At 74.1% G+C, this 26,153-nt stretch carries 21 protein-coding genes and 1 riboswitch; of the genes, 5 read left to right on the top strand and 16 right to left on the bottom strand.

The features are described 5' to 3' along the window. Positions 1–61: 61 nt before the first annotated feature. Together G8D98_RS13670 and G8D98_RS13665 are read right to left on the bottom strand one after the other, a co-directional pair. A complete protein-coding gene (locus G8D98_RS13670) occupies positions 62–442 on the bottom strand; it encodes a YkvA family protein (RefSeq protein ID WP_166104450.1) in 381 nt (126 codons plus the stop codon). 70 nt (positions 443–512) lie between these two features. Continuing rightward, on the bottom strand, positions 513–1,247 hold the full coding sequence (locus tag G8D98_RS13665) for an EcsC family protein (RefSeq protein WP_229661952.1): 735 nt from the start codon (positions 1,245–1,247) through the stop codon (positions 513–515). Positions 1,248–1,383: 136 nt separating this feature from the next. Between G8D98_RS13665 and G8D98_RS13660 the strand changes: the two genes are divergently transcribed. Beyond that, a complete protein-coding gene (locus G8D98_RS13660) occupies positions 1,384–3,075 on the top strand; it encodes a DNA polymerase (protein WP_166104444.1) in 1,692 nt (563 codons plus the stop codon). A gap of 30 nt (positions 3,076–3,105) precedes the next feature. On the opposite strand, the gene G8D98_RS13655 is transcribed toward G8D98_RS13660, so the two are convergent. The 5 genes from G8D98_RS13655 to G8D98_RS13635 all read right to left on the bottom strand — a co-directional run bounded on the left by G8D98_RS13655 (position 3,106) and on the right by G8D98_RS13635 (position 10,972). Beyond that, on the bottom strand, positions 3,106–4,017 hold the full coding sequence (locus G8D98_RS13655) for a PAC2 family protein (RefSeq protein WP_166104443.1): 912 nt from the start codon (positions 4,015–4,017) through the stop codon (positions 3,106–3,108). 94 nt (positions 4,018–4,111) lie between these two features. Continuing rightward, entirely contained in the window at positions 4,112–7,966 is a 3,855-nt protein-coding gene (gene hrpA / locus G8D98_RS13650; protein WP_166104440.1) for an ATP-dependent RNA helicase HrpA, read from the bottom strand. Between the two features lie 21 nt (positions 7,967–7,987). After that, positions 7,988–9,214 carry a hypothetical protein gene (locus G8D98_RS13645; protein WP_166104437.1) on the bottom strand — a complete coding sequence of 409 codons (1,227 nt, stop codon included), beginning with the start codon at positions 9,212–9,214 and terminating at the stop codon, positions 7,988–7,990. Continuing rightward, positions 9,211–9,501 (bottom strand): hypothetical protein, encoded by a 291-nt coding sequence (locus G8D98_RS13640; protein WP_166104435.1) that lies wholly within the window; start codon positions 9,499–9,501, stop codon positions 9,211–9,213. The genes G8D98_RS13645 and G8D98_RS13640 overlap by 4 nt, the downstream gene beginning before the upstream one ends. 103 nt (positions 9,502–9,604) lie before the next feature. Further along, positions 9,605–10,972, bottom strand: a complete 1,368-nt coding sequence (locus G8D98_RS13635) for a bifunctional o-acetylhomoserine/o-acetylserine sulfhydrylase (RefSeq protein ID WP_166104432.1) — start codon at positions 10,970–10,972, stop codon at positions 9,605–9,607. An 82-nt stretch (positions 10,973–11,054) separates the two neighbouring features. Then, positions 11,055–11,167: riboswitch (SAM riboswitch) on the bottom strand. Between the two features lie 143 nt (positions 11,168–11,310). On the opposite strand from G8D98_RS13635, the gene mgrA reads away from it, so the two are divergent. Further along, positions 11,311–12,360, top strand: coding sequence for an L-glyceraldehyde 3-phosphate reductase (mgrA, locus tag G8D98_RS13630; RefSeq protein WP_166104430.1), 1,050 nt, complete (start codon positions 11,311–11,313; stop codon positions 12,358–12,360). Positions 12,361–12,372: 12 nt separating this feature from the next. Next, positions 12,373–12,807, top strand: a complete 435-nt coding sequence (locus tag G8D98_RS13625) for a nitroreductase family deazaflavin-dependent oxidoreductase (RefSeq protein WP_166104427.1) — start codon at positions 12,373–12,375, stop codon at positions 12,805–12,807. Positions 12,808–12,859: 52 nt separating this feature from the next. Here G8D98_RS13625 and G8D98_RS13620 read toward each other — a convergent pair whose 3' ends face one another. Together G8D98_RS13620 and G8D98_RS13615 are read right to left on the bottom strand one after the other, a co-directional pair. Continuing rightward, the gene (locus G8D98_RS13620) at positions 12,860–13,333 is read right to left on the bottom strand and encodes a hypothetical protein (protein WP_229661951.1); all 474 of its coding nucleotides are present in this window, start codon (positions 13,331–13,333) and stop codon (positions 12,860–12,862) included. Then, positions 13,326–13,688, bottom strand: coding sequence for a hypothetical protein (locus G8D98_RS13615; RefSeq protein WP_166104424.1), 363 nt, complete (start codon positions 13,686–13,688; stop codon positions 13,326–13,328). Before G8D98_RS13615 ends, G8D98_RS13620 begins: the two co-directional genes overlap by 8 nt. Positions 13,689–13,792: 104 nt before the next feature. Here G8D98_RS13615 and G8D98_RS13610 point away from each other — a divergent pair, with 104 nt between their 5' ends. Continuing rightward, positions 13,793–14,695: an alpha/beta fold hydrolase gene (locus G8D98_RS13610; protein WP_166104421.1), complete on the top strand. Its 903-nt coding sequence runs from the start codon at positions 13,793–13,795 to the stop codon at positions 14,693–14,695. Here G8D98_RS13610 and rocD read toward each other — a convergent pair. From rocD to G8D98_RS13595, 3 genes are all read right to left on the bottom strand, one after another. Next, positions 14,676–15,893 carry an ornithine--oxo-acid transaminase gene (rocD, locus tag G8D98_RS13605; protein WP_166104418.1) on the bottom strand — a complete coding sequence of 406 codons (1,218 nt, stop codon included), beginning with the start codon at positions 15,891–15,893 and terminating at the stop codon, positions 14,676–14,678. The two genes, G8D98_RS13610 and rocD, sit on opposite strands and share 20 nt — an antisense overlap. Positions 15,894–16,015: 122 nt before the next feature. Beyond that, complete coding sequence (locus G8D98_RS13600; protein ID WP_166104415.1) at positions 16,016–17,047, bottom strand: patatin-like phospholipase family protein; 1,032 nt, start codon at positions 17,045–17,047, stop codon at positions 16,016–16,018. Between the two features lie 127 nt (positions 17,048–17,174). After that, positions 17,175–17,864 (bottom strand): SprT-like domain-containing protein, encoded by a 690-nt coding sequence (locus tag G8D98_RS13595; RefSeq protein WP_166104413.1) that lies wholly within the window; start codon positions 17,862–17,864, stop codon positions 17,175–17,177. Positions 17,865–18,135: 271 nt separating this feature from the next. Between G8D98_RS13595 and G8D98_RS13590 the strand changes: the two genes are divergently transcribed. Beyond that, positions 18,136–19,704: an OFA family MFS transporter gene (locus tag G8D98_RS13590; protein ID WP_188744923.1), complete on the top strand. Its 1,569-nt coding sequence runs from the start codon at positions 18,136–18,138 to the stop codon at positions 19,702–19,704. A gap of 93 nt (positions 19,705–19,797) precedes the next feature. On the opposite strand, the gene G8D98_RS13585 is transcribed toward G8D98_RS13590, so the two are convergent. From G8D98_RS13585 to G8D98_RS13570, 4 genes are all read right to left on the bottom strand, one after another. Beyond that, positions 19,798–20,382 (bottom strand): hypothetical protein, encoded by a 585-nt coding sequence (locus G8D98_RS13585; RefSeq protein ID WP_166104411.1) that lies wholly within the window; start codon positions 20,380–20,382, stop codon positions 19,798–19,800. A gap of 311 nt (positions 20,383–20,693) precedes the next feature. Continuing rightward, on the bottom strand, positions 20,694–21,245 hold the full coding sequence (locus G8D98_RS13580; RefSeq protein WP_166104408.1) for a DUF6318 family protein: 552 nt from the start codon (positions 21,243–21,245) through the stop codon (positions 20,694–20,696). A gap of 215 nt (positions 21,246–21,460) precedes the next feature. Next, on the bottom strand, positions 21,461–22,471 hold the full coding sequence (locus G8D98_RS13575; RefSeq protein ID WP_166104405.1) for an aldo/keto reductase family protein: 1,011 nt from the start codon (positions 22,469–22,471) through the stop codon (positions 21,461–21,463). Between the two features lie 71 nt (positions 22,472–22,542). Further along, entirely contained in the window at positions 22,543–25,992 is a 3,450-nt protein-coding gene (locus G8D98_RS13570) for a PPi-type phosphoenolpyruvate carboxykinase family protein (protein WP_166104402.1), read from the bottom strand. Between the last annotated feature and the right edge of the window lie 161 nt (positions 25,993–26,153).

Genomic DNA, 26,153 nt, shown 5'->3' with positions numbered 1-26,153 from the left:
GCCCGCGCGGGCCGCCCAGGCGCTCGGTCCACAGAGCCGCCGAGCCGGACGCCCGCGCCGGTCAGTCGACGACGTCGGAGGGGACGGTCGGCGGGTCCTGCGGCCCTCGCCCCTGCTCGGCCTCCCAGGTGAGGAACCGCTCGGTCTCCTCGACGAGCGTCGTCGCGACCCAGCCGAGCACCATGGCGTCGTCGGCGAGGCCGAGGACCCCGAGCACCCCCTCCGGGAGCAGGTCGACCGGCGAGACGACGTACGCCGTCCCGGCGGCCACGAGGGCGAGCTTGCCGAGCGAGGTCCCGCGGTACTGCCCGGAGCGCACGGCGTGGACCATCCGCGGGAGGGCGGAGGCGCGCTCTCCCAGCGAGGGCCCGCCGGGCCGGGTGGCGAGCCGGACGGCCCGGCCGAGGGCGCCGACGTAGGCGAACGTGCGTGCTCTGGGCATGGGGGGGACCTCCTGGCCGGCTGCTGCCGGGTCTGGCGGGCGGTGCCGCGGGACGGGTGGGCTGGGGCGGTCAGCCGGCCGCGGGCGGGCCCGCGGCCGGGAACTCGCGGCGCACGTCGGCGGCGAGCCGGCGCAGCAGGACGGCGTCGAGACCGGCACCGACCGCGCCGCCGACGACCGGGACGCCACGGCCGAACCGGGAGAGCACGCCCTTACCGGTGCTCGCGACGAGCTTGAAGAAGACGCCCTTCTTGACGACCATCGCGGCCGGCCCCGGCAGCCGCTGGGCCACGAGGTCGGCGAGGCCACCGACCGGAGCCACGACACCGGCCTTGGCGAGCAGGTCGTCGGCGTCGGCACCGGCGAGGATGAGCAGCACCGCGGTGCGCACCTGCGGCAGGGAGATGTCGTGCCCGCGCACCCGGGCGACGGCCGCGGTCATCCGGGTCGCGAGGGCGTAGAACGCGACGACGTTGGCCGGGAGCGCGACGGGGAGGGTGACGAAGCCGCCGAGCCCGGTGACGAACCCCTCGGCGCCGGCGCGCAGGGTGTGCGAGCGCACGATGGCCTCGACGGCCCGCTCGCGGTCGCCACCGGCCGCGCGCAGGGCGGCATCGGCGACCTCGGCCGCCGAGGAGAACCACCCCTTGCCGTCGATGCCGATGTCGAGGATCTCGTCGACGACCCGCACCGCCTGGCGGCTGAGCACCCCGTCGTCCTGCGGGTGGTCGGCGGCGCGCTCGAGGGCGGAGCGGGTGTCCTCGACGGCCTCCTTGCGGCGGCGGCCTCGGTCGAGCAGTCCCACGGCGTCCTCCCTCGTCGGCCGGGGGCGGCGCCTCGCCGGCCGCCTGTCCGGCTCCGGCCATCCTGCCACGTCGGGGCGGCCCCCGACGGTCGCGGGCGCGGCCCGCGCCGACGGTGCCCGGCCGTAGGCTCGGCGCATGCTCTCGGGCGAGGTGGCGGTGCTCGTCGCGGGCCCCACGGGCGGGTACGGCCTGCTGCGGCCGGACGGCTCCTTCGCGCACGTCCCAGCGCCCGAGCTCGCCGCCACGGTCGGCGAGGTCGAGCGCGGCCACCGCCCCCGGTGGGTGTGGTGGTCGGCCGAGGGCGCGGCCCGGCAGGTCGTCGGCGCCGGCGTGCACCTGGCGCGGGCGTGGGACGTCGCCGAGGCCCACCGCCTCCTCCACGGCGGCCTCGAGGCGGGCCCCCCGCTCGCCTGGGCCGGCGCGCACGGCCTGTCCGCGGGCAGCGTGCCCGCGCCGCCGCGCGGCGACCTGTTCGACCTCGTGGGTGCCACCGACCCGCTCCCGCCGGAGGAGCTCGTCGACCCCGCGGGGCACCTGCGGGCCGACCACGTCCGGTGGCTCGCCGACCCCGAGCACCTGCGGCCGTGGGCCGAGGCCGCGCTCGGCACGGCCCGCCGTCAGCTCGCGCAGGCGCAGCAGGTCTCGTCCCGGCTGCCCTCGACGGTCGCCTCGGAGTCCGCCGCCGCCCTGCTCTGCCTCGAGCTGGAGCGCGACGGGCTGCCCCTGGACCGGGCGCGCACCGAGGAGCTCGTCGCCGGTGCGGCCGGTCCCCGGCCGGCCGACGTCGCCGCGGAGGCGGCGGCACGGCGCGCCCGCGACGCCCGCGTCCTCGCTCACGTCCCCGGCCGCGAGTCCACCGACCTGCGCAACCCGGCCCAGGTGCGCGAGCTGCTCGCCGCCGTCGGGGTGGACGTCCCGAACACGCGCAAGTGGGTCCTCGAGCCGTACCGGGACGTGCACCCGCTCGTCGGGGCGCTGCTGGACTGGCGGCGGGACGAGCGGATCGCGACGACCTACGGCTACCGCTGGCTGGAGGCCCACGTCGGGGCCGACGACCGCCTCCGGGGACGGTGGAGCGCCTGCGACGGTGCTGCCGGCCGGATGACCGCGGAGAACGGGCTGCACAACCTCCCCGCGGCCCTGCGGCCGGGCGTCGCCGCCCACCCCGGCCACGTCCTGGTCCGCGCCGACCTCGGGCAGGTGGAGCCCCGGGTGCTCGCCGTCGTCAGCGGGGACGCCGCGTTCGCCGCGGCCACCGCGGAGGACGACCTCTACGCGCCGGTCGCGCAGCGGCTCGGCGTGCAACGCCCGGTGGCCAAGGTCGCCGTCCTCGCGGCGATGTACGGCCAGCGCAGCGGCGCGGCCGGTGAGGCCCTACGCGGCCTCGAGGCCGCCTACCCCGTGGCGATGGGCCTGCTCGACCGGGCCTACGCGGCGGGGCGCCGGGGCGAGGACCTGCGCACCTTCGGCGGGCGCCTCGTGCCCACCGGCCGCTTCCTCGCGAGCCGCCCACCCGGGGCCGACCCCGCACTGGACGCGGCCCGCGGCCGGTTCGCGCGCAACGCCGTGATCCAGGGGTCGGCGGCCGAGCTGTTCAAGGCGTGGGCGGCCACGGTGCGGGCATCGGTCGGGGAGCTCGGGGCCGCGGTGGTGCTCTGCCTGCACGACGAGCTGCTCCTGCACGTCCCCCGGGCGGCCGCCGACGAGGCGGTGCGCCGGGTCGAGGTGGCCCTCACCGACTCCGCCCGACGATGGTCGGCTGGCGCGCCGGTGCGGTTCGTCGCCGACACCTCGGTGCTCGCGCGCTGGTCGGAGGCCAAGGGGTGAGCGCTGCCGCGCGGTTCCCTCGGGTGCCCGTCAGTCGTCGTCGTTGACGCTGCGCAGGAAGTCCTCGAACTCGGCGCCCAGCTCGTCGGCGGACGGGATCTGCGAGGTCTCGGTCGCGAGCAGGCTCGGGCGGGCCTGGCCCTCGACGAACGCGTCGTACTGCTGCTCGAGGGCACTGATGACCTGCCGGGCCTCCTCGCTGTTGGCGACCTCGGCGGCGATGGCCTGCTGGTTGGCCCGCGCCCGCTCGACGAGCTCGTCGTTGGGCAGGTTCAGCCCGGTGGCGTCGGTGATCGCGCCGAGCGCCGCCAGGGCGCCCTCGGCCCACTCCGAGCCGGCGAGGTAGTGCGGCACGTGGACGGCGAAGCCGAGCGCCTGCCGGCCGGCCTCGCCGAGCCGCAGCTCGAGCAGCGCCGAGAAGGCCGCCGGCACCTGCACCCGCCCGAAGGGCGAGCGCGCCTCCCCGACGAGTGCGTCGTCGGTGGCGTGCGGGGTCATCCCCACGGGCCGGGTGTGCGGCACGCCCATGGGGATGCCGTTGGTCGTCACGACGAGGGTGACCCCGAGGCGGTCGGCGAGCCCCCGCACGGCCTCGACCGTGCGCTCCCACTGGTAGTCCGGCTCGGGACCGGTGAGCAGGTAGTACGGCTGCCCGTCGCGGTCGTGGAGCCGGTGCAGGAGCATCGCCGGGTCGTCGTACTCCTCCCAGCGGTGGGCGTCGAAGACCATCGCGGGGCGCCGCCCGCGGTAGTCGAGCAGCTGGTCGACGTCGAAGGAGGCGACGACCTCCGGCTCCCCGGTCTCCAGCAGGTGGGTGCCGAGGGTGTCCTGGATCTGGCCGGCGTCGACGAAGCCGCCGAGCAGCACGAGGAGGACGCCGGGGCGTGAGCCGTCGGCGTCGGTGTCGGACTCGATGCGGTACAGGTCGGTGGGGTTCAGCACGGCAGAAACCTTTCACGGTGGTGCTCGTCCACCATGGAACGTCCGGCCGCGGCCCCGGATTCCCGCCTGCGCCACCTGGGGCCCGAGGGCGGCGTCAGCCGTCGACGGCGGCGATGGCGCGGCGGACCCGCTTCTCGGACACCGGCACGGCCGTCCCGAGGGCCTGGGCGAACAGGCTGACGCGCAGCTCCTCGACGAGCCAGCCGATCTCGGCCACCTCGGGAGCCTGCCGCCGCGCCGCCGGGAGGCGCTCGAGGAGGTCGGCGTAGGCGGTCTCGACGGCGTCCACCTGCTCCTGCAGGACCGGCTCTCGCGGGTTGGTCGCCGCCCGCTCGAGACGGTGCTGGGCCGCCCGCAGGTAGCGCTGGAGGTCCGCCAGCCGCCCGCGGCCGGTCGCGGCGACGAACCCCGGCCGGACGAGGCCGTCGAGCTGGGCGCGCACGTCGGCCCGGGCGGCGGCGGTCGACGGCGCCGTGGTGGCGCGCCCGAGCGCCTCGAGCGTCCGGCGCACCTGTGCGGCGAGGACGAGCACGGGTTCGACGGCCTCGACGACGACGAGGACCCGGGTGGCGGCGTGCGCGCGGACCGCCGCCAGCGCCGCCTCGAACGCCTCCGGGGTGCGGACCGGCCCCGTGACGTGCTCGGCGACGAGGTCGTCGACCGCTGCGTCGAGGCAGTCCTGGAGCAGGGCCGGCACCGACCCGTGCGGGTTGTCCGCGAGGGCGAGCTTCTGGGCGTTGCTCAGCCGGCCGAGGACGCGCTTCCACGGGGCGCTCGTGCCCAGCAGGAGCAGCCGGCGCACTCCGGCCCGGTGGGCCGCCGCGGCCGAGCCGGCGTCCGGCAGCACGCGCAGGGCGACGCTGTCCCCCTCGTCGACGAGCGCCGGGTAGCCCAGGACGGTCTGCCCGCCGGCCCGGCCCTCGAACGTCTCGGGCACCGTCGCGACGTCCCACGCCGTGATGCCACTGCGCTCGAGCGAGGCCCCGGCCCGCGCCATCCCCTCGCGGACCGCGCCCCCCGCCTGCTCGCGCAGGGCCTCGAGGTCCTTGCCGGAGGCGACGACCCGAGGCCCGCGCCGGCCGGGGCGCTCGAGGGCGAACGTCACCCGCAGGTGGTCGGGCACCCGCGCGAGGTCGAAGTCGGCCGGGTCGACCCGGACCCCGGTCCGCTCCCTCAGGACCCGGGCCAGCTCGCTGGTCAGCGGTCCGGCGTCGGGGTCGGCCTCGCGCAGGGCGGCGGCCGCGTGGTCCGGCGCCGGGACGAAGTGGCGGCGGGTCACCTTCGGGAGCGAGCGCAGGAGGGCGACGGCGAGGTCCTCGCGCAGCCCGGGGACCTGCCAGTCGAACCCCTCGGGCCGCACGCGGTTGAGGACGGTGACGGGCACGTGGACGGTGACGCCGTCGGCCTCCTGCCCCGGGGCGAACTGGTAGGTGACGTCGAGCTCGAGGTCGCCCTGGCGCCAGGTGCGCGGGTAGTCGGCGGCCGACACCGACCCGGCGGCGTCGGAGGTGAGGTCCGCCTCGCTGAGGGTGAGCAGGTCCGGCCGGCGTCGACGCTCGCCGCGCCACCACCGGTCGAAGTGGCGTTCGCTGACGACGTCCGCGGGGAGCCGCGCGTCGTAGAACGCGTACACGACGTCGTCGTCGACGACGATGTCCCGGCGCCGGGCGCGCTCCTCGAGCTCGGCCACCCGGGCCAGCGTCCGCCGGTTCTGCGCCCAGAAGTCGTGCCGGGGGTCCCAGTCGCCCTCGACGAGCGCGCTGCGGATGAAGATGTCGCGGCTGGCCTCGGGGTCGACCCGCGCGTACTGGACGGTGCGGTCGGTGACGAGGGGGACGCCGTAGAGCGTGACGCGCTCGGTGGCCACGGCGGCCCCGGCCTTCTTGCTCCACCGCGGCTCGCTCACCGTGCGGGTCACGACGTGTGCCCCGGCCTCCTCCGCCCACGCCGGGTCGATGACGGCGACGGTGCGCGCCCACAGCCGGGAGGTCTCGACGAGCTCGCCGGCCATCACGTACTCCGGCGTGCGCCGGAACAGGGCCGAGCCGGGGCTGATCCCGAACCGCGCGCCGCGAGCCCCGAGGTACTCGCGGCGGACCTGGTCGCGCACGCCCACGTGCGACAGCAGCCCGGCGAGCAGCGCGCGATGCACCGTGTCCCAGTCGGGGTCGGCATCCTGGGCGGCCGTCGCGAGGTCGGGGTCGATGCGCGCCTGCCGGGTGGCCCGCCGGAGCTGGGCGTGCAGGTCCTGCCACTCCCGGATGCGCAGGTAGTGGAGGTACTCGTTCTTGCACATCCGCCGGAACGCGCCGTGCGAGAGCTCCTTCTGCTGTGTCCGAAGGTAGCGCCACAGCGTCAGGTACGCGGCGAAGTCGGAGCGTTCGTCCGTGAAGCGGGCATGCTGCTGAGCCGCCTGGGCCTCCTTGTCCACCGGCCGCTCGCGAGGGTCCTGGATCGACAGCGCGGCGACGAGGACGAGCACCTCGCGCGTACAGCCGAGCCGGCCCGCCTCGACGACCATCCGCGCGAGCCGCGGGTCCAGCGGCATCCGGGCCAGGGTGCGCCCGGTCGCGGTGAGCCGGCGCCCCCGGCCCCGGTGCCGGCCGGCGCCGCGCTCGTCGGCCGAGAACGCCCCGAGCTCCTCGAGCAGGCGCACGCCGTCGGCCACCTGGCGCGCGTCCGGGGGGTCGACGAAGGGGAAGCGCGCGACGTCGCCCAGGCCGAGCGAGGTCATCTGGAGGATGACCGAGGCGAGCGAGGTGCGCTGGATCTCGGGCTCGGTGAACTCCTCGCGCGCCTCGAGGTCCTCCTCGGAGTACAGCCGGATGCACACCCCGGGCGCCACGCGCCCGCACCGGCCGGCACGCTGGGCGGCGCTGGCGCGGCTCACCGGCTCGATGGGCAGGCGCTGCACCTTGGTGCGCTGGCTGTAGCGGCTGATCCGGGCGGTGCCGGTGTCGACGACGTAGCCGATGCCGGGCACGGTGAGCGAGGTCTCGGCGACGTTCGTCGCGAGGACGATCCGCCGGCCGCCGGTGCGCCGGAACACCCGGTGCTGCTCGGCCGCCGAGAGCCGGGCGAACAGGGGCAGCACCTCGGTGCGGGGCAGGCGCAGCGCCTCGAGCGCCTCCGCGGCGTCGCGGATCTCGCGCTCGCCGGAGAAGAACACGAGGATGTCGGTGGCCTCGGGGCTCGGCGGCGCCTCGGTCCACAGCTCCTCGACGGCCTCGACGACTCCGGTCACCTGGTCCTTCTCGGCGACCACGTGGCGGCCGTCCGGGTCGAGCTCGACGAGGGGCCGGTAGCGGACCTCGACGGGGAAGGTGCGCCCGGACACCTCGAGCACCGGCACCTCGCGGACGCTCTGCCCCCGTGCGTCCGTGCCGAAGTGCCGCGCGAACCGCTCCGGGTCGATGGTCGCCGAGGTGATGACGACCTTGAGGTCGGGCCGGCGCGGGAGCAGCTGCTTGAGGTAGCCGAGGATGAAGTCGATGTTGAGGCTGCGCTCGTGGGCCTCGTCGATGACGATCGTGTCGTACCGGCGCAGCTCGCGGTCGCGCTGCATCTCGGACAGGAGGATGCCGTCGGTCATCACCTTCAGGCGGGTCGCGTCACTGCTGTGGTCGCCGAAGCGCACCTGGTAGCCGACGAGCCCGCCGAGCTCGACGTGCATCTCCTCGGCGATCCGCTCGGCCACCGAGCGGGCCGCGATCCGCCGGGGCTGGGTGTGCCCGATCTGGGCTCCCCCGGCGCCCCGGCCGAGCTCGAGGAGCATCTTGGGCAGCTGCGTGGTCTTGCCCGAGCCGGTCTCCCCCGCGACGACGACCACCTGGTGCTCGCGCATCGCGGCGAGCAGGTCCGCCCGGCGAGCGACGACCGGCAGGTGCTCGGGGTAGTGCAGCCGCGACGCGTCGAGCCCCTCGGTGGCGTCGACGGGGCGGGCGGGCATGGCCGACAGGATAGGTCGGGGTCACCAGCCCACCGTGGCCGAGCACCCGGGCGGGGGCGGGGGCAGCGAGAGCGGCCGCGAGCGTGGCGGGCGGCGACGCGGTGGCACGGTCACCGGCAGGGCCTTCGAGGACGCCTGGAGGCTCACTCCGGCGAGGTACATCCGCGAGGTCTGGCGGCCGCCCGCCGCCGCGAGGCGCAGCTCCGTGCGCGCGCTCGCGAGCCGGGAGCGTGCGAGGCGGGCGCCCGCAGCCCTCGCCCGGGTCAGGGCGCTGCCGCTCGGCGGGAGTGGCGGGCCACCGAGGAGGGCACTCGGCGTCCCCCGCTCGGGCAGGTGCGCGTAGCGGGCCCGGGCCCTGCGGACGCGGCTGCGCGCGGTGGCCACCGTGCCGGCCAGGACCCGCTCCCCCGCGCTCATCGAGCTGACGGCGACGCCGCCGTCGGCCCGCAGGACGCTGCCCGCCGTGGCCCCCTTCCTCAGCGCCTGCCCGGAGGCACCGAGCGCCCAGGCGCCGGCACCCACGCCGAGCTCGGCCCAGCTGCCCTCGCCGTACCCGAGGAGCAACCCGGTGTCGGCGAGCGTGCCGACCCCCTCCCCGAGCGCGCCGAGCAGCGCCGACTGCGGCGCGACCCGCGTCGGCAGCATCGCGAGGTAGCCGACGCCGTGGCCGAGGGAGCCGGCGCCGCGGACCCCCCGGTAGAGCGCGGAGTCGGCGATGTCGTCGTCGGCGAGCGCGGCCACCGTGCGCGCACACCGGGCGTCGGCGGCGTCGAAGCGGGCGAGCGCGGCCCGGTTGCCCTCCTCGGCGCGCAGGACGGTGGCCATCTCCTCCTGCTGGGCCCGGCGCAGCGCGGCGACCTCGGGCGCGGCCTGCGTCAGGCCGGCCCCGAGCAGTGCCGCGACCCGGTCCTCGAGGAGCACGTAGGCGCCCCACGCGTCCGCGTGCTCGTCGGCCGTGCGCTGGGTGGCCAGCTGCTCGGCCTCGAGCACGTCCGCGAGCTCGCGCAACGGGGCGGCGGCGCCGAGGAAGCGGCGGGCGGCCCGGTCGAGCACCGCGGGCGCCGAGGCGATCCGCTGCCCGAACGCCTCACCGGCCGGGCCGTCCCAGACCGCGCCCTCGCGCAGGCGCACGAGCGTGCCCGCGGCGTCGGCGAGCCGGCGCCCGGTGGCGGCGACGGCGTCGGCGACGAGCCGCACCCCGCCCGCACTCCCCTCGACGACGCGCAGCCGCCGGACCGGAGGCGTCACGCGGTGGGCCCTCCGTGCAGCGAGTGCGCCAGCCCGGCCTCGGTGTCGACGTAGGCGCCACCGGCCTCGGCCGCAGCCTCGCCGAGGACCGCGAGCGCCTCGGCGAGCCCGAGCCGGGCGTGACGCCAGCCACCGAGCAGCTCTTCCACCGCCGCGCCCGCCGGGCCGGGGCCGAAGGCCCAGCGGTCGGCGTGCGGGTCGCCCATCGAGGCGAGGGCGCCCCCGAGGTCGACGAGGGCGGCCCCCACCTCGAGGACCGTCTGGGCATCGACCCGGTACGTCGCCATGCCCCGACGCTAGGCGCCCGCGGCGGACCGTCCGCGAGGTTTTCCACAGGCTCCCGCGCGCCCGCCCCGGCCCGCTCGGCGGTCTCGGGGCGGGCGCGGGGCGTCAGCCCTGGGTGGCCCCGACGAGCTCGGGCGCCGTACCGTCCTCCCCCGACCCGAGCGCCGCGGCGAACCCGGCGTCGAGGTCGGCGAGGATGTCGGCGATGCTCTCGATGCCGACGGCGAGCCGCACCAGGCCGGGGGTCACGCCGGCGGCCAGCCGGTCCTCGTCGCCACCCTGGCTGTGCGTCGTCGACGCCGGGTGGATGGCGAGCGAGCGCACGTCGCCGATGTTCGCGACGTGGCTGTGCAGGCTCAGCCCCTCGACGAAGCGCCGCCCGGCCTCGACGCCGCCGCGGATCTCGAACGCGAGCACCGCCCCGGCGCCCTTCGGGGCGTACTTGTCGGCGAGGGCCTTGCCGGGGCTGCGCTCGAGGGAGGCCCAGCGCACCGACTCGACCTGTGCGTGGTCCTCGAGGTAGGCGGCCACCCGGCGGGCGTTCTCGATGTGCCGCTCGAGGCGCAGGCTGAGCGTCTCCAGGCCCTGCGCGATGAGGAAGGCGTTGAACGGGCTGATCGCCGAGCCGAGGTCGCGCAGGAGCTGGACCCGCGCCTTGAGGATGTAGGACAGGTTCGCCCCGAACGGGCTGCCGACGCCGAGGTCCGGGCCGTAGCGCAGGCCGTGGTAGCTCTCGTCCGGGGTGTTGTAGCTCGGGTAGCGCTGCGGGTCGGCGGTGTAGTCGAAGGTGCCGCCGTCGACGATGACGCCGGCGATCGACGTGCCGTGGCCCCCGAGGTACTTCGTGGCCGAGTGGATGACGACGTCGGCGCCGTGCTCGAGCGGGCGGATGAGGTAGGGCGTCGCGATCGTGTTGTCGACGACGAGCGGCACGCCCACCTCGTGCGCGACGGCCGCGACGGCCTCGATGTCGAGCACCTCGGCCTTCGGGTTGGCGATCGTCTCGCCGAAGAACGCCTTGGTGTTCGGGCGCACCGCGGCCCGCCACGCGTCGGGGTTCGTGTGGTCCTCGACGAAGGTCACCTCGACGCCGAGCTTGGCGAAGGTGAACTTCAGGAGGTTGACCGTGCCGCCGTACAGCGCGGCGCTGCTCACGATGTGGTCACCGGCCTCGGCGACGTTGAGCAGGCCGAGCGTCGTCGCCGCCTGCCCGGACGACACGAGGAGGGCACCGACGCCACCCTCGAGAGCGGCGATGCGCTGCTCGACGGCGTCCTGCGTCGGGTTCATGATCCGGGTGTAGATGTTGCCGAACTCCTTGAGCGCGAACAGGTTCTCGGCATGCGCGGTGTCGTTGAAGACGTACGACGTGGTCTGGTAGATCGGCAGCGCACGGGCGCCGGTGGCGCTGTCCGGCTGCTGGCCGGCGTGGACCTGCCGGGTCTCGAAACCCCACTGGGACGGGTCGGTCATTGCGATGGCTCCCACTTGTGTTGGTGCGCTCGACGCTGGGCCGGGCGCACGCGGACGTGTGCTCGGCGGGGGTACCGGGGTGCTCCCGCGCTTGCGAGCGGCGGGTGCCGCTCGCCAGGTCCTCACCCGGGGCACCCCACCGCGGAGGAGGGTTGCCGGCCAGCGAGCCGGGGCTTGGCGCTGGCGCTCATGACCTGCCGGCAGGCTACGCCGAGGCCCCGCGGCGAGCCATCCTCGCCGCGGCCTCGTCTCATCCCGCGGGCATGCCCCCGTGGGCACCCGACGGGCCGTGGGCCCGCGGTCCCGCCGGGCGGGGTGCAGGGGGCAGGATGGGCGCCATGACCTACCTCGTCGACGAGTACCAGGCGGCCCCGGGCCGCTACCGCTCCGGCATGCCGTACCGGCGGACCGGGTCCTCCGGCCTCGACCTGCCGGCGGTGTCCCTCGGGCTGTGGCACAACTTCGGCGACGACGTCCCGCTGGAGCGCCAGCAGGCCATCCTGCGCCGCGCCTTCGACCGCGGCGTCACCCACTTCGACCTGGCCAACAACTACGGGCCGCCCTACGGCTCGGCCGAGCGCAACTTCGGGACGATCCTCGCGCGCGACTTCCGCCGCTACCGCGACGAGCTCGTCATCAGCTCCAAGGCCGGCTACGACATGTGGCCCGGCCCGTACGGCCAGGGCGGCGGCTCGCGCAAGTACATCGTCGCCAGCTGCGAGCAGTCGCTGCAGCGGATGGGGCTGGACTACGTCGACATCTTCTACAGCCACCGGTTCGACGAGACCACGCCCCTCGAGGAGACCCTCGGGGCGCTCGACTCGCTCGTGCGCGCCGGCAAGGCGCTCTACGTCGGCATCTCCTCCTACTCCGCCCAGCGCACCCGGGAGGCGGTGGAGATCCTGCGCGCGATGGGGACCCCTCTGCTCATCCACCAGCCGTCGTACTCGATGCTCAACCGCTGGGTCGAGACCGAGGGTCTGCTCGACGCGCTCGGCGAGACCGGGGTCGGGTGCATCGCGTTCTCACCGCTGGCCCAGGGCATGCTCACCGACAAGTACCTCAAGGGCGTCCCGGAGGGCTCGCGGGCCTCGCAGGGCAAGTCGCTGGACCCCTCGCTGCTCACCGACTCCGCGCTCCGGCACATCCGCGCCCTGAACCGGATGGCGAAGGCGCGCGGACAGTCGCTGGCCCAGATGGCGCTCGCCTGGGCGCTGCGCGACCCGCGGGTCACGTCCGTCCTCGTCGGGGCCAGCTCGGTAGAGCAGCTCGACGACAGCCTCGACGCCGTCAAGAAGCTGCGTTTCTCCAGGGACGAGCTGGCCCAGATCGACAAGCACGCCGTCGAGGCCGGCATCAACCTGTGGAAGCCTTCGAGCGACAAGTGAGTTGACCCCGTCATGAGCGACAGATACCTCCCCTCCGCCACCGACTGGGTCCGCGAGCAGGTCGAGAAGATCGAGCAGACCGGCGACACCCGGTCGGTGAGCGTCATGGACCGCCCCGTGGTCATGCTCACGATGCGGGGCCGACGCACCGGGGCGACCCGCAAGGTGCCGCTGATGCGCGTCGAGCACGACGGGGTCTACGCGGCGGTCGCGAGCAAGGGCGGGGCCCCCGAGCATCCCGCCTGGTACGGCAACCTCCTCGCCGACCCGCACATCACCCTCCAGGACGGCACCCGGTCGTGGCCGGCCGTGGCCCGGGAGATCACCGGTGAGGGGCGCGCGCAGTGGTGGGAGCGGTGCGTGGCCGCCTACCCGCCCTACGCCGAGTACCAGGAGAAGACCGACCGGCTCATCCCGGTGCTGCTGCTCGAGCCCGCGGCGGACTGACGCGGCCGCGGGGGCCCCTCTCGGGCTCCCGCGGGCGGGGTCGTCGCCCCGGTCAGCCGCCGGAGGGCGCGGCGCCGTCCCCGACGCCCGCGCCCCGGGCCGCGGTCTCCTCGGCCGCGGCCGCGCGCTCGACGCGACGGAACCACAGCAGACCGAGGACGGGCAGCACGAGCGGGACGAACCCGTAGCCCTGCCCGAAGTGGGACCACACGGTCTTGTCCGGGAAGGCCGACGGCAGCGCGTAGGACGCGGCGCCGACGGCGAGCACCCCGACGAGCTCGACCGCACAGGCCACGATGCCCACCCGCACCCACCGCCCGCCGCGGGCGAGGCACCACGTCGCGAGCAGGTAGACGACGGCGGCCACCGCGGACAGCACGTAGGCCAGTGGCGCCCGCTCGAAGTACTCGCTGATCTGCAGCACGGAGCGGCCCGTGGCGGCGAGGGCGAGCACCCCGTAGACGACGACGAGGAGGACGCCGGGGCCACCGAGGGCACGGCGGTCGCGGACAGAGGAGTCAGGCATAGGCCATCCAGATCTGGAGGAGACGGGCGGTCATGACCCCGACGGCGAAGGCCCCCACGGCCATCGAGCCCATCGCCCACCGGGACTTCTCCTTGATGGCGAGCAGGGCGGTCCCGACGGGGATGACCGGCAGGCTGACGAGGTAGGCGACGAAGGTCGCCCGCTCGGTGGCGTCACCGATGCGGCCGAGCCCGAGCAGCCCGGCCACGAGGAGCACGACGACGCCGAGCTCGAGGAGGGCGGCGACCGCGAGAAGCCGGTCGTCGATGAGCCGGTCGCGGACTGCGTACCAGACCGCCGCGAGGCACAGGGTCACCGAGACCGCCACGACGACGTACGTCAGCGCTGCGATCACGCCGCACATGCTAGTTGTGCAGGCGGTCCCGGCGGCGCCGGCCCGCGACGGCGGTAAGGGCCGGCGCGGTCGGCCACGCGGATACCGGTGGGAGACTGGGCCTCATGGCCACCGCACAGCTCGGGCACGTCGAGATCGCCTACGAGGTCGACGGGCCGCCGGACGGGGAGCCCCTGCTGCTCGTCATGGGCCTGGGCACCCAGCTCGTCGCCTGGCCCACCGACTTCGTCGCCGCCCTCGTCGAACGCGGCTTCCGGGTGATCCGGCACGACAACCGCGACATCGGGCTCTCGAGCTTCACCGAGTCGCCCCCGCCCTCGCGCGCGGCCGTCGTGCGCAGCTTCCTGCGGCCGGGCACCGGGGGTGCCGACTACCTCCTCGCGGACATGGCCGAGGACGCCCGTGCCCTCCTGGACCACCTGGACGTCGCGACCGCGCACGTCGTCGGTGCGTCGATGGGCGGGATGATCGCCCAGCAGCTGACCGTGGACCACCCCGAGCGGGTCCGCAGCCTGACCTCGATCATGTCGACGACGGGCAGCCGGCGGCACGGCCGCGTGCACCCGTCCCTGCTGCCCTCGATGGCGCTCTCGCTGACCCAGGGTCACCCGAGCGACGAGGAGGAGGCCGTGCGGCTCGGGGTCGAGGGATGGCGACGGATCGCCGGCCCGCTGTTCGACGAGGAGGAGATGACGACGATGGTCCGCGCGGCCGTGCGGCGCAGCGTCAGCCCGATCGGCACCGTGCGCCAGCTGCTCGCCATCCTCGAGAGCCCCGACCGCACCGAGCGGCTGGCGAGCGTTCAGGTACCCACGCTCGTCGTCCACGGCCTCGCCGACCGGCTCGTCGCGCCGAGCGGCGGCATCGCCACGGCACGCGCGGTGCCGGGGTCGCGGCTGCTGATGTTCCCGGACATGGGCCACGACCTTCCCCGGGCCCGCCGCGACGAGATCGCCGAGGCCATCGCCCGCAACGCGGCCCGGGCCGTCAGCCCAGCGCGCCCGTGACCGCCTCGACGAGGAGGTCGACCTCACCCTCGGTGGCGACGAGCGGCGGTGCGAGCCGGATGGTCGACCCGTGGGTGTCCTTGGCCAGCACGCCGCGCTCGAGGAGGCGCTCGGACAGCTCGCGCCCGGTCGGCCCGCCGGCCGTGATGTCCAGCCCGGCCCACAGGCCGCGCACCCGGATGGCGTCGAGCCCCTGGCCGACGAGCGGGCGCAGGCCGTCGGCCAGCTGCGCGCCGAGCCGGGTGGCCCGGGCCTGGAACTCGCCCTCCTCGAGCATCTGGACGACCTCGTGGCCGATGGCCGCCGCGAGCGGGTTGCCCCCGAAGGTCGAGCCGTGGCTGCCCGGGGTGATGACGCCGAGCACGGGCTCGTCGGCGGCGATCGCCGAGACCGGGTACAGGCCGCCGCCGAGCGCCTTGCCGAGGACGTAGACGTCCGGCCGGACCTCCTCGTGGTCGCAGGCGAACGTGCGCCCGGTGCGGGCCAGACCGGACTGCACCTCGTCGGCGACCATGAGCACGCCCGCGTCGTCGCAGATCTCGCGGACCGCGCGCAGGTAGCCCTCCGGGGGGATGACGACGCCGCCCTCCCCCTGCACCGGCTCGAGGAGCACGGCGACCGTCGTGTCGTCGACGGCCGCCCGCAGCGCGTCGGCGTCGCCGTAGCGGACGGTGCGGAACCCCGGGGTGAAGGGCCCGTACTCGTCGTGGGCGACCTTGTCGTCGCTGAAGCTGACGATCGTCGTCGTGCGCCCGTGGAAGTTGCCCTCCATAACGACGATGGTCGCGGCGTCCTCGGGGACGCCCTTGACGCGGTAGCCCCACTTGCGCGCCACCTTGATGGCGGTCTCGACGGCCTCGGCGCCGGTGTTCATCGGCAGCACCATGTCCGTGCCGGTCAGCCCGGCGAGGGCCTGCGCGAACGGGCCGAGCTGGTCGTTGAGGAACGCCCGGCTGGTCAGGGTGAGCCGGTCGAGCTGGGCGTGGGCGCGGGCGAGCAGCCGGGGGTGGCCGTGCCCGAAGTTCAAGGCGGAGTAGCCCGCCAGGCAGTCCAGGTAGCGACGTCCCTCGACGTCGGTCACCCAGGCGCCCTCGCCGTGGCTGAGGACGACAGGCAGCGGGTGGTAGTTGTGGGCTGCGTAGTGCTCCGTGAGGGCGATGTGGCCGCCGGTGTCGAGGGCGCCGTGCTGAGGCGTCATGGGTGGGCCTCCTTCCGTTGCCGCGACCCTATCGACCGCCGGGACCGGCGGCGGAGGGGGCCGGACGCCCGAGGGCCCACCCGGGACGCCTCGCCCGTCCCTGCCCTCGGCGGTCGCGGAGCTCAGCCGTCCCAGACCTCGGCGACCCGGGCCGCGATGCGCCGCCCGTGGGCCCGGGCGGACTCGAAGGTCTCGGCCCCCCGCGTCATGTCGAGCGGGTTGGCGCCCATCGCCCACAGGTCCTTGGCGTCCGGCACGACGAGGTGTGTGCGGCTGTGCGGGCGCAGGGCACGCAGCTGCATCCGGGGCAGGTCGCGCATCCGCGGGCCGACGGGGTAGGGCGAGAGGACGAGCACCCGGGCGTGGCCGGCCGCGAGGTCGGCGTTGGCGATGGTGCGCAGGCCGCCGTCGACGTACCGCCGCCCGGCGACCTCGACGGCGGGGAAGACGCCGGGGACCGCGCAGCTGGCGGCGACGGCGCGTTCGAGCGGGACCCCGCCGGTGCCGTCGAACACCACGGAAGTGCCGGTCTCGGCGTCGACCGCGGTGACGAACAGCCGGCCCGGTGGCCACTCCTTGCCGACCAGCCCGAGCCCGGCGGTCTCCAGCCACTCCTCCTCGCTCGGGGTGGACGCCTCGAGGGCGGCCTGGGAGACCACCGACCGCCCGCCGCGGCGGTCCGCGGTGAGCTGGGAGCGCACGTAGCGCCCGGCGTCGGAGGCGCCGAGCCGCCCGTAGCTGGACAGCGGCGCGCCCTCCCGGATGCGGGTGAGCGCTCCGTCCTCGTCGGTGCCCAGCCGCAGGTGGGCGGCGACGATGGACCCCGCCGAGGTGCCGATCATCGTGTCGGCGGTGCGCACGTCGACGCCTTCGTCGCGCAGCCCGATGACGATCCCGGCCTCCCAGGCGATGCCCGTGGCCCCGCCGCCGGCGAGCACGAGAGCCCGCTCGAGCCCGTGCTGCGGTGGCCGCCAGTCCGCGAAGACGCTGCTCGTGGGGTCCGCGACCCGGGTGCTGCCGGCGAGGCCGGGCGCGACGGTGTCCGGCTCCGGCCGCTCCGGCGCGTCCATGGCGCTCTCCAGCGGCTCGGGCCGCTGCGGCTGGTCGATGTCGCGCTCCGGGGGCGTCGGCGCATCGCTGTCGTGGTCGCTCACGTCAGCCATTGTCCGCCGGTCGGGCGGGTGCGGTCACGGGCACCCCCGGTGAGGGTCCTCACCGGCCCTCGGCGCTCGCGCCCGTCCGCTCACCGCGTGCGCCGTGCCTGCCCCCGCGCGTGCCACCTCATGCCACCCGGCCGGCGCGCAGCACCCGGACCGCGTCGAGCGGCACACTGACGAGGTCGTCGCCGAGGCGCACCTGGCACCGCACGGCCCCGATGAGCTCGACCTCGCCCGAGCGGCCCTGCCACGGACCGGCCGCCACCTCGACGGCCTCGCCGAGGCGCGGAGGCTGCGCCCGCACCGCGGCCACGGCCGGGCGCAGCTGGGCGAGCTCTGCGGTGTACGAGGCCGGCAGCGGTGCCGACCGGCCCCGGTAGGTCCAGGTGAACAGGTGCGCCGGGTCGAAGGCCCGCGAGCAGCGCCCGCAGGACATCAGCCGGGTGGGTGCCCGGTGGCGCATCCGCTCGTGCCCCGCCGGGCAGCGGCCGACCCAGTCCCCCGGGACGCGCGGTGCGTCGTTCGGGACGCAGCGCTCACCCGTGCACCCGATGCGCACGGCGGCCGCCCGCCAGGTGGCGTCGTGACCGTGGGCGGGGCCGACGAGCGCGTGGGCGATCTCGTGCAGGACGGTGTCGCGCACCTCCTCCTCGGAGTGCAGCGCCGTGAGCGGCCCGCTGATGCCGATCTGCCGCCGGGCGAAACGGCACACCCCGGCACGCGTCTTGGCGCGGTCGACGACGACGCTCCACTCCTCGAGCCCGTGCTCGTGCAGGAGCCGCCGCGCCATGGCCAGAGCCTGCTGGACCTGCACCGCGCACCTCCTCCGCCGTCGGCACCGCGGGGCGTCCTTCCACGGTGGCTCGTCTCGAAAGCGTAGGGACGGGCACCGACAGGGACGCTGCGCCACACCGGAGCCGACCCGAGCTCGGCCCGGTGGTGGCGCCGACCGTGCCCTCCGGCCACTTCGTGAGCCCGTTCCTCCCCACGCGGGCGCCAACGTCCCTAGTCTCGGTCGCGGTGTTCGCCGCGCGGCGGGCCACCCGAGGCGCAACGGTGCGCCGGGACCAGTGGAAGGGGAAGGCATGTCCGCCACGACCGACGAGCAGGGGGCACCCTCGGGAGGGCTGCTCTCGCTGCTCGACCGCCACCACACCGTTGCGCCCCACGACTACAACCGGTGGCTCATCCCGCCCGCGGCCCTCGCGATCCACCTGTGCATCGGCCAGGTCTACGCGACGAGTGTCTACAAGGCCTCGATGGTGTCCCACTTCGACTCGTCGCTGACGGCCGTCGGGATCGTGTTCTCGATCGCGATCGTCATGCTCGGCCTGGCGGCCGCGGTCCTCGGCACCTGGGTGGACCGGGTCGGGCCGCGCAAGGCGATGTTCGCCGCCGCGTGCGCCTGGGCGCTCGGCTTCTTCGTCGGCGCGGCCGGGATGGCCAGCTCCCAGCTGTGGCTGGTCTACCTCGGCTACGGCGTCATCGGCGGGATCGGGCTCGGCATCGGGTACATCTCCCCGGTGTCCACGCTCATCAAGTGGTTCCCCGACCGGCCCGGTCTCGCCACCGGCATGGCCATCATGGGCTTCGGCGGCGGGGCGATGGTGGCCTCTCCCCTCTCCCGCCAGCTCCTGCGCTTCTACGACACCGACTACGACCCGTCGGTGTCGACCTCCCTCGCCAACGGGCACGCGCTGACCATGCTGTTCGTCAGCCTGGGGGTCATCTACTTCCTCATCATGATGATCGGGGTCACGAACGTCCGGGTCCCCCCGCCCGGGTGGGCACCGGCCGGCTTCGACCCGGCGACGGCGAAGAAGAGCGCACTGATCACCGACCGCAGCGTCTCGGCGGCGAACGCGATCCGCACCCCGCAGTTCTGGCTGCTGTGGACGGTGCTGTTCTGCAACGTCACCGCGGGCATCGGCATCCTCGAGCAGGCGGCGCCGATGATCCAGGACTTCTTCCGCGGCTCGGACGGGACCTCGTCGGTGGCGGTCGCGGCAGCCGGAGGCTTCGTCGGGCTGCTCTCGCTGTTCAACATGGCCGGGCGGTTCGTGTGGTCCACGACCTCGGACAAGATCGGCCGCAAGCCGATGTACATGGTCTACCTCGGTGTCGGGATCGTGCTCTACCTCGTGCTCGCGCTGGCCGGCTCGACGGCGACGGCGGTCTTCGTGCTCGTCGCGGCGATCATCATCAGCTTCTACGGCGGTGGCTTCGCGACGGTGCCGGCCTACCTGCGCGACCTGTTCGGCACGTTCCAGGTCGGCGCGATCCACGGGCGGCTGCTCACCGCCTGGTCGGCGGCCGGTGTGGCCGGGCCACTGATCATCAACGGGTTCCTCGACGCGGCCGGCAAGCCCGGTGAGCTCACCGCGGCCGAGTACCGGACCGCGCTGTTCACCATGGTCGGGGTGCTGGCCGTCGGCTTCGTCGCCAACCTGCTCGTGCGCGCGGTCGACGCCCGCTACCACGAGCCGGAGGGGACGGCGGCCGAGGCCGTCCAGGACTTCGCCGAGGGAGAGCGCGAGGGCTCCGTGGCCCGTGGCGGGTCGCTGCGCGTGTACCTGTCGTGGGGCGTGATGGTCGTGCTGCTCGCCTACGGCGTGTTCCAGACGCTGCAGACGGCAGCGAAGCTGTTCTCCTGACGGCTCGACCGTGTCGGCCGGTGTCGGGGACCCCCGCGTCCCCGACACCGGCCGCTCGCGGTTCGGTCGAGGGAAGGTCGGTGCGGCCGGCGCTCAGTGGGTGTAGAGACGGGCGGTGGCCTCACGCACGGTGAGCGTGACCGGCGTGCCCTGGAGGGCGACCTCCCCCGGGATGTCGACCCATGCGCCGCCGCCAACCCGGAACTGGCCGGTGTAGACGATGTCCAGGCGCACCTGATACCGACCGGGCCGGGTGTAGGTCTGGACGACGGAACCATCCGGGTACGGCCCGCCGAGGTCCTGGGTGGGGCCGACAGTGTCCTCGCCGAGGTGGTAGGTGACCGACTTCAGCCGCGGCCGCACGTCGATGGGATGGCCCAGCAGACGGGCGGGATCGGGGTGGTCCACCTCATCCGGGCCAAAACCCGCGTCGGGAAACCGTGCCTCGAAGAACGTCGGCAGGTTCACCAACGTCACATCCCCCTCCGGCTGGATGTTGACGGTCGGCACAGTGAAGTCGGTGTCGTGGAACGCATCCCGAATCATCGCCATCGTCAACGCGTTCTCGTTCCCCGGCACCGCCTCCGGCCAACACGTCAACGCCACCTCCACCCACTCACCCAACGGCCCCACCACCGGCGTCCCATCGCGCCTGACCACCCGCCGATAGACCACCACCGCCGGACCCTCACCCCCACCCGACGCGATACGACACAGCCCCCACGACGGCGGACACAGATCCCCGGGATTGGCGCTCTCCGGTCCCGCGTTCCCACACACCGAGACCGCCCGATAGTCGTGGAAAGGCCCACTCGCCACCGCGTTACGGAAGTAGGAACTAGCCAGGTCACGCATGTCAGCACTACTCAACGTCACCCGAGTACCGGTATTCGCGGAGCTGGCGTCAAGGTCCAACGGAGGGCCCGGTTCGTCCGCACCCACGCCGGAGACAGAGGACGCAAGTATCCCGAAGGCAAGCAGCGCCCGCTTCATGTCTTCTCTACTTCGAGCATGACCCACCGGCTGTTCGCCCATCGCAAGGTTGCGTAGCGGGGCAGTTCCTTGTAGGTGTCGGTCTTTACCACCTCTCCATCAAGACTCTCAATGCTGGCTCGACGTTGGACCATCGTCAGTGAGAGGTATTGCTGCCCAGGAGGAGCGCCCCCGAAGACCCGTACGTCCCGCACATCCACGGGGTCGGAGGCGTAACGCTGCCCATGATCGACCAAGTACCTCGCGGTACCTTCCGTCACCTCACAGAAGTGGCAGGCATCGATGCTCAGGGCTGCGATCAGGCCGGACTCCGGCGTGGTCCACGCGCTCTCGAGCTGGGCGAAGAAGTAGCGGACGAACGCCTCGGCGCCGGCGGGGGTCTGTTTGCGGGCGGCGGCGGGGATGTCGGGGCCGCTCTCGCTCGGCGACGGCGAGGGGCTGGCGCTCGAGGCCGACGGCGACGGGCTGGCGCTCGTCGCGCTCGGCGTCGGGCTCGCGACCTGGTCGTCGTCGGAACTGCACGCCCCGAGGGCGAGCACCGCGAGCACGACGGCCCCGGTGAGCGCACGACACGTACGGCCCATCCGTCCCTTCCCGGGCCACCACCCCGGCGACCCCCACCCCCGAAACGGTAGCCAAACCCCCCGGATCCGCCACCCGAGTTGTCCACAGGCAGCCACCCCACCCGTGGCACGAGCACGGCCCCGGACCCACGCGGGTCCGGGGCCGTCTGCGGGCGGCGGGGGCCGCCCGGCGCCGTACGTCAGGCCACGCGGGTCTGTGGCGCGTTACGAGCCGTCATCGCCGGGTCACGCACGACGACGTCGCCGAGCGCCTCGTCGATCGCCGCCATCGCGGACTCCTCGAGACGGACCCCCGCCGCCGCCACGTTGCTCTCGACCTGCTCCGGACGGGACGCCCCGACGAGCGCCGCCGACACGTTGTCGTTCTGCAGCACCCACGCGATGGCCAGCTGCGCCATGGTGAGGCCCGCCTCGTCGGCGATCGGCTGCAGCCGCTGGACGCGGGCGAGCAGGTCGTCGTCCATGAACCGCTTGATCATGTCGGCGCCGCCCTTGTCGTCGGTGGCGCGCGACCCCGCCGGCGGAGCCTCACCTGGCTTGTACTTGCCCGTGAGGATGCCCTGCGCGATCGGGCTCCACACGATCTGGCCGATGCCCAGCTCCTCGCAGGTCGGGACGACCTCACCCTCGATGACCCGCCACAGCATCGAGTACTGCGGCTGGCTCGAGATCAGCTGGATGTCGAGGTCGCGTGCGAGGGCGTGACCGGCCCGGATCTGGTCGGCCGTCCACTCCGAGACGCCGATGTAGAGCGCCTTGCCCTGGCGCACGACGTCGGCGAACGCCTGCATCGTCTCCTCGAGCGGGGTCTCGGTGTCGTACCGGTGGGCCTGGTAGAGGTCGACGTAGTCGGTCTGGAGCCGCCGCAGCGACCCCTCGATCGACTCCATGATGTGCTTGCGGGAGAGGCCGGTGTCGTTCTTCCCGCCCGGGCCGGTGGGCCAGTACACCTTGGTGAAGATCTCCAGGCTCTCCCGCCGCTCACCCTTGAGGGCCTCGCCGAGCACCGTCTCCGCCTTGGTGTTGGCGTACACGTCGGCGGTGTCGAAGGTGCTGATGCCGTGGTCGAGCGCGGCGCGCACACACGCCGTCGCCGCGTCGTTCTCGACCTGTGAGCCGTGGGTCAGCCAGTTCCCGTAGGTGATCTCCGAGATCTTCAGCCCGCTGTTTCCGAGGTATCGAAACTCCATGTCGCCACCGTATGCCGAGGCCACCCACCCACAGCACGGGAGGGACGGGCGGCCTCGCGGGCCGTCTCGGCTCAGAGGGGCTGGCGCCCGACCGTGCCGACCAGCTCGGCGGCGTACCCCGGTGCCGACACCCGGGCCAGCTCGGCCGTGACGTCCTGCAGGCGGCGCTGGACGTGCAGCCGGTCGGCGGTGTCGGCGTTGGTGTCGCCGGCGAGGAAGCGCTCGAGGTCGGCCACCGAGCGCTCGTAGTGGTCGATGTCGTAGCTGCGCTTGGCGTCCAGCCGCTCGGCGTACCAGTCGCTGGCGAGCACGCTCTCGCGGGTGAACTGCGAGCGCAGCTCGGGCGACTGCAGCGTCCAGCCCTCGTCGGTCTTGCCCAGGGCCATGTACTGCAGCAGCGCACGCAGCGGGGGCACGGCGAGCTCGATCGTGCCGTCGTCGATGTAGGACTGCGCGACCCGACGGTGGGTCTCGATGATGACCTCGACGCTGTCGGCGTAGACGTCGGCGCCCTGCAGCTCGGGGGCGAGCATCTCGTCGGTGAAGACCGTCTCCGGGTGCAGGAAGATCCGCCCGAAGAAGGTCGTCGCGAAGCGGTGGTTCATCCGGTAGCCGAGGCGGCTGGCCTCGACGGTCATCCCCTCACGCTCGACGTCGGGCACCTTCTCGAGGAAGCCGTTGTCGATGAGGGCGCGCGCGTCCCGCTCGCTCGGCCACATCCGGGCGAACAGCTCGGGCACGAGCAGGCTGAAGTCGTGGTCGACCCGGATCCGAGGGCCGATGTACCCGGCACCGGAGACCCAGCCGTCGTAGCCGGTGAGGGCGTAGGAGAGGAAGGCCGCGTTGAGGTCGATCACCGAAGGCAGCATGTTGAACGGGCCCTTGGTGAGGGCGCCCTCGGACCCGGCTCCCGTCGTCGAGGGCGACTTGCCGGTCATCGAGCTGATGAACTCCATGAACAGCTCGGGCAGCTCCATGTAGTGCAGGGGGTTGTACGAGCACAGCGCCGGGGACCCCGCCTCGGGCGGGTTGTTGCGCCGCCCCGCGGCGACGACGTCGACCGGCAGCGGGGCGAGCTCGTCCAGGGGCCGCTTGAGCGCGAGGTGGCTCGCGACATCGGCGAGGGCGGTGGCCGTCGGGTCGGCAGTGTCCGGGCGCGGCTGCAGGTAGCGGGGGTTCTTCGTCGGCACGCCGCCGACGAGCCGGGGCTCGGAGGAGGAGACGACGAATCCGGGCCCCTCCTCGGTCGTCGCGAAACGGGCCAGCAGGTCGGCCATCGGCGGGGTGTAGCGGCTGAAGGCCACCGCGTCGCGCACCATCTCGGCGGCGTCGGCCCGGGTCAGCGGCTGGAAGTTGGAGAGGAAGGTGCCCGGGGTGGCGATGTCGCGCTCGGCCTGCTTGTCGTAGCCGCGGTGGATCGCGTCGTCCGGGCGCTGGAAGAGCAGCCGCTCGCAGTTGGTGACGTACTTGCGCGAGACCGCGGGGCGGCTGCGCGCCTCCCGGCGGGCCTCGGTGAGGCCACGGTGGTCGCCGAAGTCGAGCGGCGCGAGGGTCTCGGGGAGGACGACGCTCGCGGTGATGTCGTCCTCGCTCTGCACCTTGACCGCGGGGCTGAAGTCGGGCCGCAGCGAGAACAGCCGCCACGAGCCGTCCGGGGTGAACCCGAGCCGGAGCATGTTGACGATGACCAGCTCGCCGTCCAGGCGCACCCGGCTGCCCTCGCGGCCGTTGATCGTGCTCACCGAGAAGTGGCTGCGCCAGTCCTCGCCCCACTCCGGCTCGTAGTACTTCTTGACGAGGTACACCAGCTCCTTGACGTGCGGCGGGATCTCCTCGAGCCAGGCGTTGTACTCGTCGGTGAAGTCCTCGTTCGGCGTGAGCAGCTTGATGACGCTGCCGAGCGTGCGCTCGGCGGAGAGCAGACTGCGCTCGTCCCGCGGGCGCTGGGGGTCGCGGTAGCGGCCGGAGAAGTCGGTGCCGACGAGGTCGGCGACGGCGTCCATGTCGGCGTCGAAGCCGAGGGTGGTCGCGTGCCCGAAGACGACGGCGTCCATGAGCGACTTGCTGATCTCGCTCTTGCCCCCGCCGGAGACGGTCGCCGGCTTGTGGCACTGGGTCGACAGCGGCGAGATGCCGAGCAGGTGCCATTGGGTGGGGTCGGCCTCGCGGGGCTTGGCGAAGACCCGGTAGCCGTTGGGGGTCATGTAGACCCGGTCGGCGTCCAGGGGGATCTCGTAGCGCTCCCCACGGCGCCCCGTCCAGGTCACGGCACGGCGCGGGATGCTGAAGGCGGCACCCGTGGGCACGAGCGTCAGCTGGGGCAGCCGGGTGTCGACGGCGTGCCCCTCCGGCCGGGGCTCGAAGCGGCCGGGGTTGCCGGCGAGCACCTCCCGCACGCTGTAGTCCTCCGGCGTGAAGGTGTCGGTGTACTCCTGGCCGAGGTTGTAGGCCGGGTAGCAGATCGCGCCGCCGGAGTGCTCCTCCTCGGCCATCCCGAAGAGGTTGGCGGCGTAGCTGATCTGGGTCTTGACCTCCTTCTTGCAGTAGCCGAAGTAGTTGTCGGCGATGACGGTGACGACGACGCCACGGGCGTCCCGGGCGGTGACCTTGAACGCCTTGCCGCCGTTGTACCGCTCGTCGGAGGTGGTCCAGCACATGCCGTCGCGCCGCTGACGCTCGGTGGCGTCGTCGACGTGCGGAAGCCCGAGCTCGCGCTTGGTCAGCGCGGTCAGGTGCGGCGCGAGGATGACGCAGCCGGTGTGCCCCGTCCACGACACCGGGTCCAGCGAGGCGTCGTTCTCGGGAAGGTAGGGGTCGCCGGCGTTGCCGAAGACCGTCTCGACGAAGTCGAGGTTGCACACGAGGCCGCCGGGGACGATGAACCGGGTCTCCATGCTGCGGGCGAGCGGGCTGGCGCCCGTGGCCGGCACGACGACGGGCCGCAGGAGGAGGGAGACCCAGGTGCGCGCCGGCTCCGGCGCGGTGGCGGTCCAAGGGAGGACGAGGTCCTCCGCGGGAGGCCGCAGCGCCTCCTCGAGCAAGCGCGCGTAGACGGCGTTGGGCACGGCGAGCTTGTCGTCCTGGATAGGCAGCCCACCCTCGGCGATGTGGAAGACCCCGGCCGTCGTGCGGCGGTCGTTGGCCGGGTTGTGCAGGACGCCGTTGGCCAGGCGGTAGCTGGCCACGAGGCGTGAGGTGAACTCGTCGCCGTCCCGGGGCAGGGTGAGCTCTCGGGCGAGGCCGGGCTCGTCGAGGACCAGCGTGCGCCGCGGCAGCTGGGGCCGGACGGGGGCGTTGGCGAGGAAGTCGTCGAGGAAGGCCTGGATACGCCGGTCGGCGGCGCACGGCCGGTCGGCGAGCCGGCGGCTCAGCTCGCGGTTGCGGGCGAGGATCGGCGTCGCGAGCTGCAGGGCGCTGTCGCTCTCCGCTCCCGGCGGGAGGGGCAGGCCGAGCGCCGCGAGCCGGAGGGTGATCGCCTCCGTCGTCGGGCTGGCTTCTGACGAGGTTCGGGTGTCGGACATTGGGGTCGTCCCTCCTGCGTCGTCCTGCCGGGAATGCGGGCCACCACCGACGTCCTCGTCGTCGTGCTCGCCGTCTCCGATCTGCTCTCGAAACTACCACCGCGGCCTGTGGGCGACCCGGGCCGACGGGGGCCCTCGGGACCCTCCGACGAACGACAGCG

Origin of the sequence: Phycicoccus endophyticus (genome assembly GCF_011326735.1) — a bacterium.
GTDB lineage: Bacteria > Actinomycetota > Actinomycetes > Actinomycetales > Dermatophilaceae > Phycicoccus > Phycicoccus endophyticus.
The sequence above is the reverse complement of the archived record's forward strand: the minus strand, read 5'-3'. Positions and strand labels throughout refer to the sequence as shown.

Coding starts and splice junctions, on each gene's coding strand:
- G8D98_RS13670 (WP_166104450.1), bottom strand. CDS start 442: ATGCCCAGAGCACGCACGTTCGCCTACGTCGGCGCCCTCGGCCGGGCC.
- G8D98_RS13660 (WP_166104444.1), top strand. CDS start 1,384: ATGCTCTCGGGCGAGGTGGCGGTGCTCGTCGCGGGCCCCACGGGCGGG.
- hrpA (WP_166104440.1), bottom strand. CDS start 7,966: ATGCCCGCCCGCCCCGTCGACGCCACCGAGGGGCTCGACGCGTCGCGG.
- G8D98_RS13640 (WP_166104435.1), bottom strand. CDS start 9,501: ATGGCGACGTACCGGGTCGATGCCCAGACGGTCCTCGAGGTGGGGGCC.
- G8D98_RS13635 (WP_166104432.1), bottom strand. CDS start 10,972: ATGACCGACCCGTCCCAGTGGGGTTTCGAGACCCGGCAGGTCCACGCC.
- mgrA (WP_166104430.1), top strand. CDS start 11,311: ATGACCTACCTCGTCGACGAGTACCAGGCGGCCCCGGGCCGCTACCGC.
- G8D98_RS13625 (WP_166104427.1), top strand. CDS start 12,373: ATGAGCGACAGATACCTCCCCTCCGCCACCGACTGGGTCCGCGAGCAG.
- G8D98_RS13620 (WP_229661951.1), bottom strand. CDS start 13,333: ATGCCTGACTCCTCTGTCCGCGACCGCCGTGCCCTCGGTGGCCCCGGC.
- G8D98_RS13610 (WP_166104421.1), top strand. CDS start 13,793: ATGGCCACCGCACAGCTCGGGCACGTCGAGATCGCCTACGAGGTCGAC.
- rocD (WP_166104418.1), bottom strand. CDS start 15,893: ATGACGCCTCAGCACGGCGCCCTCGACACCGGCGGCCACATCGCCCTC.
- G8D98_RS13590 (WP_188744923.1), top strand. CDS start 18,136: ATGTCCGCCACGACCGACGAGCAGGGGGCACCCTCGGGAGGGCTGCTC.
- G8D98_RS13575 (WP_166104405.1), bottom strand. CDS start 22,471: ATGGAGTTTCGATACCTCGGAAACAGCGGGCTGAAGATCTCGGAGATC.
- G8D98_RS13570 (WP_166104402.1), bottom strand. CDS start 25,992: ATGTCCGACACCCGAACCTCGTCAGAAGCCAGCCCGACGACGGAGGCG.